Origin of the sequence: Pseudoalteromonas sp. ND6B (assembly GCF_000764215.1) — a bacterium.
In the GTDB taxonomy this organism is placed as follows: domain Bacteria; phylum Pseudomonadota; class Gammaproteobacteria; order Enterobacterales; family Alteromonadaceae; genus Pseudoalteromonas; species Pseudoalteromonas tetraodonis.
Window position 1 is genome coordinate 162839 of the sequence record NZ_JQFL01000078.1, and the last position, 12118, is coordinate 174956.

General features: G+C 39.8%; 10 protein-coding genes. 6 read left to right on the forward strand and 4 right to left on the reverse strand.

Translation table 11 applies throughout. The features are described 5' to 3' along the window. Positions 1-48: 48 nt before the first annotated feature. Both ND6B_RS02165 and ND6B_RS02160 read right to left on the reverse strand, forming a co-directional pair. Positions 49-3114, reverse strand: coding sequence for an efflux RND transporter permease subunit (locus tag ND6B_RS02165; protein ID WP_033104213.1), 3066 nt, complete (start codon positions 3112-3114; stop codon positions 49-51). Positions 3115-3116: 2 nt separating this feature from the next. Beyond that, positions 3117-4199: an efflux RND transporter periplasmic adaptor subunit gene (locus tag ND6B_RS02160; RefSeq protein WP_033104242.1), complete on the reverse strand. Its 1083-nt coding sequence runs from the start codon at positions 4197-4199 to the stop codon at positions 3117-3119. A 122-nt stretch (positions 4200-4321) separates the two neighbouring features. Here ND6B_RS02160 and ND6B_RS02155 point away from each other — a divergent pair, with 122 nt between their 5' ends. Both ND6B_RS02155 and ND6B_RS02150 read left to right on the forward strand, forming a co-directional pair. Further along, complete coding sequence (locus ND6B_RS02155) at positions 4322-5224, forward strand: LysR family transcriptional regulator (protein ID WP_013463247.1); 903 nt, start codon at positions 4322-4324, stop codon at positions 5222-5224. Then, positions 5214-5519 carry an MGMT family protein gene (locus ND6B_RS02150; RefSeq protein WP_033104214.1) on the forward strand — a complete coding sequence of 102 codons (306 nt, stop codon included), beginning with the start codon at positions 5214-5216 and terminating at the stop codon, positions 5517-5519. Before ND6B_RS02155 ends, ND6B_RS02150 begins: the two co-directional genes overlap by 11 nt. A gap of 1 nt (position 5520) precedes the next feature. Here the strand turns inward: ND6B_RS02150 and ND6B_RS0119480 are convergent, their stop codons facing one another. Together ND6B_RS0119480 and trhA are read right to left on the reverse strand one after the other, a co-directional pair. After that, positions 5521-8550, reverse strand: coding sequence for a bifunctional diguanylate cyclase/phosphodiesterase (locus tag ND6B_RS0119480; protein ID WP_235420577.1), 3030 nt, complete (start codon positions 8548-8550; stop codon positions 5521-5523). 203 nt (positions 8551-8753) lie between these two features. After that, positions 8754-9383 carry a PAQR family membrane homeostasis protein TrhA gene (gene trhA / locus ND6B_RS02145; protein ID WP_033104215.1) on the reverse strand — a complete coding sequence of 210 codons (630 nt, stop codon included), beginning with the start codon at positions 9381-9383 and terminating at the stop codon, positions 8754-8756. A 297-nt stretch (positions 9384-9680) separates the two neighbouring features. Between trhA and ND6B_RS02140 the strand changes: the two genes are divergently transcribed. The 4 genes from ND6B_RS02140 (at position 9681) to ND6B_RS02125 (ending at position 12118) form a co-directional block, all read left to right on the forward strand. Further along, positions 9681-9959: a hypothetical protein gene (locus ND6B_RS02140; RefSeq protein WP_033104216.1), complete on the forward strand. Its 279-nt coding sequence runs from the start codon at positions 9681-9683 to the stop codon at positions 9957-9959. Between the two features lie 228 nt (positions 9960-10187). Then, positions 10188-10766: an LON peptidase substrate-binding domain-containing protein gene (locus ND6B_RS02135; RefSeq protein ID WP_033104244.1), complete on the forward strand. Its 579-nt coding sequence runs from the start codon at positions 10188-10190 to the stop codon at positions 10764-10766. A 70-nt stretch (positions 10767-10836) separates the two neighbouring features. Continuing rightward, a complete protein-coding gene (locus tag ND6B_RS02130) occupies positions 10837-11460 on the forward strand; it encodes a sigma-70 family RNA polymerase sigma factor (RefSeq protein ID WP_033104245.1) in 624 nt (207 codons plus the stop codon). After that, positions 11453-12118: a ChrR family anti-sigma-E factor gene (locus ND6B_RS02125; RefSeq protein ID WP_013463254.1), complete on the forward strand. Its 666-nt coding sequence runs from the start codon at positions 11453-11455 to the stop codon at positions 12116-12118. The genes ND6B_RS02130 and ND6B_RS02125 overlap by 8 nt, the downstream gene beginning before the upstream one ends.

A 12118-nucleotide genomic window follows, 5' to 3' on the forward strand; every position in this document is an offset into this window, starting at 1 on the left:
GTAAAAAAGCAAATAAAAACGCAGACTTAGCTGCGTTTTTTTGTTAGCCTACTGTTTAGGGTAATCAATCCTAAATACTACAGTGTATAAAACCGGCACCACAATCAGGGTTAGTATGGTGGCAAACCCTAAGCCAAACATAATGGTGACCGCCATCGACTGAAAAAATACGTCGAATAGTAATGGGATCATGCCAAGTATTGTCGTGATAGCGGCCATGGCTACAGGGCGCACACGGCTTACGCCTGAGTCAAACACTGCTTGATATGGCGATTTACCTTCACTGAGCTCTAAGTTTATTTGATCAACCAGTACAATGCCATTTTTGATTAACATGCCGCTTAAGCTTAATAAGCCCAGCAGCGCCATAAAGCTAAACGGCGCATTCATCACTAATAAGCCTGCACTTACACCAATAATAGCCAGCGGTACAGTTGCCCAAATAACCAAAGGCTTTTTCACTGAGTTAAACAGTAATACTGTTACCGCAAACATCGCTAAATAGCCCAGTGGTAACGAGCCAAAAATGGCCTTTTTCGCTTTGCTTGATGATTCGAACTCGCCGCCCCATTGCATTTCATAGCCACGGGGTAAATCAATTGCTTCAACTTCAGTGCGAACCCGAGCAAATAATTTTGCAGGTGTTTCATCACCCAATACATCATGATCTGCCATTACCGTTATGGTACGTTTACGATCACGACGCATAATTAAGCTGTCTTCCCACTCAACAATAAATTCATCAACTACTTGAGTTACCGGCACAAACACGCGTAATACTGGGCTATAAATTTGTAAATCGTGAACACTGTCTACATTTAAGCGCTCGCTGGCTGGTGAGCGGGCAATAATAGGTAACAATTGCGTACCATCACGATAAACACCCACTTGCTTACCCGACAGGCTCGTTAACAGAACTTGGTCAAGGTCAAACTTGGTGATCCCCAAGCGGCGTGCTTTTTGTTCGTTAAATTGGGGGCGAATCATTTTAGTGCGTGCACGCCAATCATCGCGAATGTTAAAAGCACCGTCGTCTTTGGCGATAATTTCTTTTGCTTGAGATGATAGCTGTCTTAATATCACCGGATCGGGGCCTGAAAACCGCGCCTCTATTTTAGCATCGGTTGACGGGCCAATTTCCATTGGTTTTACTTTTAGCTTTGCTGACAGCGGATGTTGCTGTGCGTAATCACGCACTTTTTGCATTACTTTAGCGACCGCATCACGGTTGGTGACACGAATAATTAACTGCCCATAAGCAGGATAAGACTTTTCTGGCGCGTAAGTTAGCATAAAGCGCGGCGCACCTTGGCCAACCGTACTGGTGATTTCTGTGACCAGTTCATTCTTTTGTAAATAAGCTTCTAGCTGCTTAATGCCCTCAAGGGTTGCGCGAATATCAGCGCCTTGATCTTGCCAGTAATCGACATAAAACATCGGGGTATTCGAGGCTGGAAAAAATGATTGCTTCACAGCACCAAATCCCACTACAGCGCTGCATAAAAGAGCAACCATAAGGACTAAGGTTGTTTTTCTAAAGCGCATAGCTAAATTTAATATCGCTTTATAACCATTGAATATGATGCCTTGGTAAGGGTCTTCATGCTCTTGATTATGTTCGTGTTTAAATTCGGTTTCTTTAAACATTAAGTGGGCAAAAAACGGCGTGAGCGTAATTGCGGTGATCCAGCTTAATAGCAATGAAATAAACAGCACCCAAAATAAGCTGCCAGCAAATTCACCACTGGCATCTGAGCTTAAACCAATAGGTGCGAAAGCGGTTATAGCAATGACCGTTGCGCCAAGTAGTGGCCACTTAGTTTGATCGACAATATTAACTGCTGCTTTAAGCTTTGTTTGCCCGCGCTTAAGGTTAATGAGGATACCTTCGGTAACAACAATGGCATTATCAACCAACATACCCAGTGCAATAATTAGCGCACCTAATGATATACGTTGTAAATCAATCGCAAACAGCTTCATAAATATAAAGGTGCCTAATACGGTCAGTAATAAAATACCGCCGATTAAAACCCCACTTTTAAAGCCCATAAAAATCAGTAGCACTACAATGACTATTGCAATGGCCTCTATTAAACTAACAATAAAGCCATCTACCGACTGCTCTACTTCTTTAGGTTGGTTATACACTGAGCTAATATCAATACCATGCGGGCGTTGATACTCAAGAGATGCTAAGTGCTCATCTATGTGTTTACCCACATCAACAACATTAACCCCAGACATAAACGACACACCAATAAGCAGAGCCTGTTGTTGATTGTAATGAATCACATTGGTCGGTACTTCAGCATATTCACGGTAAACCTTTGCAACATCGCCTAGATAAATGAGTTCGCTGGCACCTGATTTTGAAATTAATAAGGTTTCAAGTTCTTTTACATCTTTAAATTCACCAGTAGGGTGCAAGCGAATAGACTCATCACCCACACGAATACGTCCAGCGTTAGATACGGTGTTTTGTGATTGCAGTAAATCATAAATATGACTAGGCGCAATACCGAGTTGGGCAAGCTTTTGCGTCGATACCTCAACCATTACTTGTGGCTGCTGTTGTCCCGCAATTGTAACTTTACTCACTCCTTTGACTAAAACAAGTTCTCGTTTTAAATAATCAACATAGTCTTTTAATTCATCATACGAGTAGCCATCGCCCGTGACGGCAAACATAACGCCGTAAACATCGGCAAAATCATCAATCACATTACTAGGGTAAACACCACTTGGCAGCGACGGGCTAAGGTCGTTAATTTTACGACGCATTTCATCCCATATTTGTCTAAGCTCTTGTTTACGATAGGTGCTTTTCATTTCTACGGTAATTTGTGATTTACCATTGGATGAAATAGAGGTGACATAATCCACATAGGGGAGCTGTTGAATGGCATTTTCAATCGGAAATGTGACTTCTTCTTCTACTTGCTGTGGAGAGGCGCCCGGGTATAAAGTGATCACCATGGCTTTTTTTAAAGTGAACTCAGGGTCTTCTAGCTGGCCTAAATCAAAATAAGATACACTGCCGCCAATTAACAGCAACAGCGTAAACATCCAGCTAATGACTTTTTTCTCAATAGATAGTTGCGCAAAGCCCATAATTATAAGCCTCGCTCTTTATTCCAAGGGCGAACAGACATGCCCTCTTGTAAAGAGTGAACACCGGCAGAGACAATTTGTTGGCCTTCTTTTACGCCGCTAAGAACTTCAATAGTGTCGTGATGCAATTGACCCACTTGTACTGCTTGTTTATGCACAGTGCCAGATTCCTGATTAAAAACCCACACATAGGCATTATCGCTTAGGCTTTTATTAGGATCTGAAAAGACCGACTCAATAGGTAAAATAGTGTAGGGGGTTTGTGAGCGTGTGACTTTGCTTAAATCTATCATCACTTGTCCCGACATACCCGCAAGTAAGTTAAAATCTTTTGGCACCGGTAATGAAAACACCACTTTATAGGTGAGTGTTGCAGGATCAGCTTGGGTGTCCCATTCTTTTAGCGTGAGTTTGTATTGCTTGTCGTGATAGCCATCAAATTCAACCATAGGTTGGTATTGGGTATCTTTTTGAATGCGCGCCACGATTTTTTCAGGAACCTGTATTTCTACATCCATAAAATCGCGGGTTTCTAGGCGCAGAACATTTTGTTTTGCTTGAATACTCTCAAAGTTTTTCACAAATACTTTGGCTACTATGCCAGCAAAAGGAGCGCGAAGCTCGCTGTACTCTAAATTCGTTTCTGCAATTTTAAAAGCTGACTCAGCGACTTGCTCATTGGCAACGGCTTGATCAAGCTCGGATTGACTGGTGATGTTTTTATCGAATAGTTGTTTTATACGTTTTAGCTGCGACTTAGCCAGTTCATAACGCGCTTTGCGCTCATTATATTGTAATTGAAAATCTTCAGGGTCTAATTTAGCCAATAGCTGCCCTTTTTTTACCTGCTCACCGGCTAATACCGGAAATTCAACCAACTCACCATTGACCCTAAAAGCTAGGTACGAGCCTTGGTTTGCAACGACTTCTGCAGGGAAACTGCGTATGTTTGTTTGCGAATCATGACCAATATTAAATAATTTAACAGGGCGAATAGGCTCTTCTTTAACTATTTTCTCGGGCTCCGAGCAGCCTATTAAACTTAGTAATGTCGCAGATAGTAAACATAAGCGAAACAGTGGCATGATATCTCCATGATAAAAAAAGGCTAAATAAGTCAGTGCAGCATACGCTGCAAACATATAAAATAAAATTCATTAAATTTTAGAAACTCAATAAGTTTTACTTATAATGTGCTGGGCTGACTATGAAACTTAATCAATTACAAATTTTAGATGCTATTGTGCAAAGTGCGAGCTTAAGTGGCGCTGCATTAAAGCTACATAAAACTCAGCCTGCATTGACACTGGCGATTAAAAACTTAGAGGCGAAATTAGGTTTTGATCTACTCGACCGTTCTAAATACCGATTACAACTTACCGAAAAAGGACGTATTTTTCATCGTGAAGCTAAACAGCTTTTAAACGCGAATGAGCAGCTTACACAGCTTGCAACCGAGCTGGCGCTGGGGAATGAAGCACAATATAGAGTTTGCTATGAGCAAATTTGTCATGTGCAAAGTTATAACGAGATCATAAGTAATACTTTTAAGCATTTTTCTAGTACAGAATTTCGTTTAACCAGTGGTAAACGGTTTGTATCTTTAGAGCAAGTTAATACCGGCCAAGCCGAGCTTGGGATTGGCCCATGGTTTGATTTATTTCATGCCACCGGCGATTTAGAAAGCTTACCGATAGGCAAGCTAGATATAGGTATTGTTGGCGCAAAAGGGATTTTACCTAAGCAGCTTACCTACGATGAGTTACAACTTTACCCGTGTTTAGCGATGTTTGAAAGTGGCTTGAGCATAGACAGCGACAGGTTGTCTTATTCTAAAGGGGCTGCGGTAATGAAAATAGATGACATATCTACCCTAAAGTCGTTTTTATTGTCAGGTGCAGGATGGGCAATGATGAGCTTAGGCCACTGTAAAAAAGAAATTACCGCGGGCTCATTACAGCAAATAATAGTAACAGACAGGGAGCATCAGTTTAGCGCGCAAATTCGTGCTTTTCGTCAACATGCTATGCATCATGGCCCTGTTGCCCGTAAAATTTGGCAGCAATTTGAATTACTCAGTCAGGAGTACTTAAACAATAATGGACGTTAATAAAGAAACGGTTATTTATACTATTATTGCGAGTATACCCTCAGGGTGTGTTGCCAGTTATGGCCAAGTAGCGGCGCTTGCAGGGTATCCTAATAATGCAAGGCTAGTTGGCCGATTATTAAAAGAGATGCCTAAAGATTCTACTATCCCATGGCATAGAGTGGTTAACAGCCAAGGTAAAATAGCGTTTGCACAGGGCTGTGCGCAGTATCAAACGCAACGAGAAAAGCTACTTTCTGAGGGTGTTACTTTTAACAATCAACGAATCAATATGGCAAAACACCGCTGGCAATAAACTAATTATCCATTTTTTGTAAGTCAGTTAAAGCCCAAATTTCATCTGCGGTCCATTCGTCTAGCCAAATAGGAATATCTTCGGCTTTCATTGGCTTAGCAATACCATAGCCTTGTGCTAGATAACAGCCAAGTAGCATTAGTGTTGCTGCATGCTCAGGGGTTTCTACGCCTTCAGCTATAACGCTTCGTTTAAACGAATTAGCCAGTGCAATAACGCCTTTTACAATTGCTAAATCGTTCGAGTCTTCAAGCATATCTCTAACAAAGCTTTGATCTATCTTTATTAAGCTTGCAGGTAAACGCCTTAAGTATGTGAGTGAGGAGTAACCCGTACCAAAGTCATCTAGTGAAAACTCAACGCCCAAAGCTTTACAATCTTGCATGGTTTTAGATACGTGGGCCACATCTTTAAGTGCACTGGTTTCAAGTACTTCTAGCTCTAGGTTTCTAGCATCGACCTGTGGATGAGCCAATAGTAATTCAGTTAGCCGCGCTGTAAATTCAGGCTGCTGTAATTGAACTGCGGCAACATTAACGCTCACTTTTATGTTTAAACTAGGTGTTAAAATTTGCCAGTGGTTAATTTGAGATAATGCAGCGTTAATAACCCATTCGCCAACGTCTATCATTAGCGCGTTGTTTTCAATTACCGGTAAAAATTCAATAGGGCTAAGCAGACCGCGCTCCGGATGTTTCAAGCGTATTAATGCCTCAACACCAATCATACTGCCCGTTCGCATATCTACTTTTGGTTGATAATAAAGTACAAACCAATTATTGGCTAAGGCTTCACGGATAAGTGAAATACCGGTTTGCTGTAATTTAACTGTATCTCCTTGACTCGTATCAAATAAATGATAACGATTTTTGCCCATTTGTTTGGCAATATACATGGCTTGATCGGCATGGCGCATCAATTGTTCAGCATCTAAATTATCTTCTGGGTATATTGTTACGCCAATACTGGCAGAGACATTCAAAACAATATCGTTAACAGTGACAGGTTTAGCTGCTGCGGCCAGAAGCCTCTCAAGTACGGGCACGCAATCGGCAACTGATCCTAAATTAGTCAATACAGCAACGAATTCATCGCCACCAATACGGGCCAAGCTATCACCTTCACGAAGTGCATCTTTTAAACGAATAGAAAGTGCAATTAATAATTTATCGCCAATATCATGGCCATGAGAGTCATTAACCTGCTTAAATCCATCTAAATCAAGAAACACCACAGCCAGAGAATTGTTAAGGCGACGGCATTGCAACATGGTTTGACTGAGTCTATCGGCAAGCAATACGCGGTTTGGCAAGTTAGTTAATAAATCATAATGTGCAATACGACTAAGTTGCTCTTGTTGGCGTTTAGCTTGGGTGATATCGGTAAAAATTCCTAAGTAAAAAGTAACGTTGTTGTCGTCTTTTAAAACTGAAATATTGAGTAGTTCAGCATACAGTTCACCGTCTTTTTTGCAATTCCATACTTCACCTTGCCAATGACCATATAGGCTGAGCTGTTTCCATATGTTTTTGTAAAATGACTCAGTTTGTTTGCCCGAATTTAAAAATGATGGATTGCGACCTATAACTTCATCATGGCTATAACCGGTTATATGACAAAAGGCAGGATTAACATCAACAATAACTTTATCAGCATTTGTAATAATAATCCCTTCGTGGGTGTCTCTAAAAACACGAGAGGATAAATGCAGTTTTTCTTCAATTAATTTACGTTCAGTAATATCAACCGACACACCCAACATGGTTATTGCGCTACCAGAGCTGTCTCTAACAAGAGTCCCTTTAGTATTAAACCAACGAACGTTACCCTGCTTATTAATAATACGGTGATCAATATTATATTCTTTCGCATCGTCAATACATTGATTTATATCGCTTACGATATTGGCACGATCATCTGGATGAATGCTGGCTAGGTATTCATTTTTAGTCATTTCTAATTGTTTAACATTGCCGGTAATTAATCTAATACCATGTTCAGAAAAGCGGATTATATTGGTTTTTATGTCCCATTCCCAAGTCGCAATTCCCCCCACTTTTTGGCTTAAAAGAAGTCGCCTTTCGGTATCAGTTAGTGCTTTAATATTATTTTGTAATGCATGAGTACGTTGCTCAACTTTTTTTTCTAATTTTAGCTGGCTCGCTCTTAATCGGGTTATCAGATAAGATGAAAGCGTAGTTAAAAAGATAAACAGTATAGAAATAGCAATACCTAATAGCAGCATACTACTGTCTTGCCAGCCCCTGATAGGGTAGGCTTTAAATACCCAAACGCCGTTTGGTACTTGTATGTTAAAGTCGACCGTATTTTTTGTTTTTTGGTTGTGTGAGGTAACAATGATTTGCACATCATTTGTATTGGGCATGACTTTTGAAAGCTCATAACCAATGCCTGCCTGTGGCAGTTGGGCTAAATTAACGCTTTGAATAATATCCGGAAAACGAATAAGCGCAGTGGCAAATCCCCAAAACTGGTTTCCCTGTGGGGTATCTAGATACACAGGCAACCTAGCCGCTGCACCCATACCACCTTGAAATAACTCGAAAGGGCCTGCAAGAGTTAATTTACCTGTTTTTTTGGCTAAAAATGCCTCTTGCGTTCGCAGTGGGTTCTCTAAAACATTATTACCGATAGCACTTTCATTGCCCTTAAGTGGAACAACGTGTGTAAGAATACCGTTTTTATGAAGTTGTAAGGCGTCAAGACCAGGATAAAGACTTAACATTTCAGAAGCGAGTTCTTCAAAGCCTTTAGTCTCGCCATTTTGAGTACGAATTAATGCCGCAATTGGGTAGGCTGCAGAAAGTGCTTGGTTAAGGTTATTTCTAATATGGTTAACGTAGCTACCCGCCACCTTTCTAATAGAGTTTTGCTTTTGCTGATAAATGTATTGATCAAGTAAGGAGATTGAATACACAGAGGCAAGCGTTGAGATTAACAATGTGATCAACACCAGTCTTGCTTTTATAAACAAGCTCAGTATCTGTGGTCGAGTATTAGATGGTGACAATGTAAATAACACCTAGCGTTGTTTAAGCTGCGTCCATTTAGATCAATGGCGTTTTAAGTTCCTGAAACAGTATAGCAAACAGTCATCTAAAGCATTAGGGAGATTTAATTATACTTTAAAATAACCACCGTGATTTACTAAAGCTTGAGTAAAATAATAGGCTACATTGTGAGATTAGCTAGGAAGGCACTATGTGTATTTAGTTAATACACATAGTGAGTAATGGCAATATAATGACTTACACAACCGCCAATGACAAAAAGATGCCAAATAGCGTGGCTATATTGAGTGTTTTTAGCGCTGTAAAACAATGTACCCACGCTATAAAATAAACCGCCAGTAAGTAGCCAGTATAGTGCGTTGATAGGTAAGTTTGAGTAAAGTGGGTATATAATTGCCAGTGCAAACCAGCCCATTAATAAATAGGTAGCGAGTGACACTTTTTTATTGCCATTTTTAACAAGCAGTTTATAAGCAACACCGGCTAAAGCTACTGTCCAAATAAATACCAAGGTGGCCCAAGACCAAACTCCAGACAAAGAGAGTAATAAAAAAGGGGTATATGTGCCAGCAATAAGCATGTAAATAGCACAGTGGTCACATTTTTTATAAAACGCTCTTAATTTAGGACGAACACTGGCGTGATAAAGTGTAGAGGACAAAAATAAAATAAATAAGCTGCTGCCATAAACGGCTGTGCTGGCGTAACCTTTTACAGAGTTAGCTTGATTAAATAAATCCCAAATTACAAACGTAGCAAATAAAATACCCAAAGCATGGCTAACAACATTTAATAGCTCTTCTTTTTTAGAATAGGGCGCTTCAACAGACATAACAGATCTTACCACTTATAATTTGGTGTTTAGTGTACAAGTGTGCGCTGAAATTATCAATTGAGAATTGATTGACATGGTGCTGCCAGTTTATGGATTACGGTATGTTAAAAAATACACTACTATTTGGTTATATTTTTTAAATTGTTAGTTAAATTAACTAACCCATATTTTGTAAATCTTAACCTTTTTATTTTATATCTTTATAAAACAAAGATTTATTGATTTTTTTCTTTATGGCACAGCCCTTGATTGTATCTAGGTGTATTAACCAATAAACAAACAAGGAGTAACATTATGAAAACTTCAATTAACATGACACTGGCTAGTTTACTTTTATTAGGTTCATCTCAAGTACATGCAACAGAGGTCGATTTAGATATTACAGATATGTTGACTAAAACGGTGACGACTTATGTATCACAAGCAACCCATGAACTTGAACAGTCAGTAAAAGAAGCCGTTTCTTTTGATGCCCAAGCTATTTTAGATGGTTTACTACAAACCAACCCAGTTGTTGATAATAGTGGCATTGATGAAAAGCAACTTGTAGTAAAAACACAACAAAAGCGATAAAAATAGGGAATAAGTGATGAACAGCGAGTTCGAATTGTTAGCCCTGATGTTGGCGCCAGTGGCAAGTGTACTGAGTGTATATTACATCGCTTACATGATAAAAAATGTGGGAACGAGGTTTAATTAGCGAATGCACTTACACGGTAAAACAATCGATGTAACTAAAGCTGATCGACTTCAATAGAGCGCACGTAAATAAAGGCAGAGTGTTTGAAAGAAGTAGACTTTATGAAACGTGCGATTTTCCCATTACCGATTTTTATATTACCTGAAGGCTATACGCGATTACGTATATTTGAGCCTCGTTATTTGACGATGGTTAAAAACGCATTAAAAACAAACAGCGGTTTTGTACTTTGCACCTTCGAACACGACACACCATTTAATATAAGCGCCCAAGGGTGTTTAATGGATATTATTGATTTTGATCAAGACGAAAGCGGTATGCTGTTGATTGATGTTTTTGCATCAAAAAGTGTGCAACTAGATAACGTGTACCAAGACGAACAGGAGTTACGCCATGGCGAGGTCTCTGCGTGCAATACACCTTATTGGTACAATAGCAGTAATCATGACATTGGTGAACATCAACTACTTCAAGTGGCACTAGAAGAAGTATTCTCTAATAACCCACAGCTACAGTCTCTTTATAAACATACCCAGTTTAATCAACTTACTTGGATTGTTGCCAGATGGCTTGAGCTTCTCCCTATTTCTATTGAGAAAAAACAACAACTTGCATTTGAAACTAATTTTGATAACTTGCTGAGTTTCCTCCATACTGTGATTAATAACGAATTTGCCTAAAATAATTTTGATCCGCTTACATTCTTAGCTCGTAATGGTACTTACAAAAGCTATAACGGGACATTTTACTATGGTAAGTCAACAACAAACATTACGTTGTGAACCTAACACAGGTAAGTATACTGCCATGCCAGAAACGCCAAGTATGGAACTCAGGGAAGCATTAGTCAATGTAGCCCAATCTCGCGATAAAAAATCTTTCGCGTACTTGTTTGAATATTTTGCACCAAAGATCAAACGCTTTGGCATTAAGCAGTTTGGTGTAGAAGCCCAAGCAATGGAGTTGGTGCAAGAAACGCTCACTTCAGTGTGGCGAAAAGCGCATTTGTACAACAGCGACAAAGGCGCAGCCACTACGTGGGTCTATACCGTAATGCGTAATGCGTCCTTTGATATGCTTCGAAAAATGAAAAGTAACAAAGAAGAAAATATCAGCGAAGACATTTGGCCGTTATTGAACGAATCTGAAGATACACATCACGAATACAGCGACCACCTTGAAGACCAACAAATTAAACGTTATTTAGATAAATTGCCTCAAGCGCAAAGAGAAGTTGTTCGCGGCGTTTACTTTCAAGATATGTCGCAAGAGCAGCTTGCTCAACAATTAAACATTCCAGTAGGCACGGTAAAATCACGATTACGTTTAGCCTTGCAGAAATTACGTAATGAAATGGGAGATCAGCATGATTAAACATCACCCGAGTGAAACATTACTGACACAATACTGTGCAGCAACACTTCCCGCATCACTAAGCTTAGCCGTATCTATTCATGTAGATATGTGCCCAATATGCCAAGCTGAGGTTGAAAAACTCGAGGCAAGTAATGCAAAAGCAGTGTTTAGTGACAACATGAATGTTAATAACGATGAGCAAAGCGACGATATAGCGGACTCAGGGTTGCTTGAGTTAATCACGTCAGACGATTCGATTGATGAAGTTTATGCCGTTGAACCTGTCACTATTGAAGTGAATGACTATAATTACAGCTTACCAAGAGCATTAACACGTATTTCTCATAGCAAATTTACACAAGTAGGTAAGCTTGCTCGTTCACGTATAGCGCTTGACGATGGGCATTTGCGCTCGAGTTTATTGCACATAGACGCAGGCGGTGAAATTCCTGAGCATACACATACAGGTTTTGAAGTTACGCTACTTCTTGATGGCGAATTTACAGATGAAGAAGGCAGTTATGTACCAGGTGATTTTATTTGGCAAGATGGCCGTCATCAACATACTCCTTTAACAAAAGAGGGGTGTTTGTGCTTTACTGTTGTTAGTAGTGCGCTACATTTCAATAAAGGACTTAGCAAGTTGCTTAATCCAATTGGCAGCTTGATTTATTAA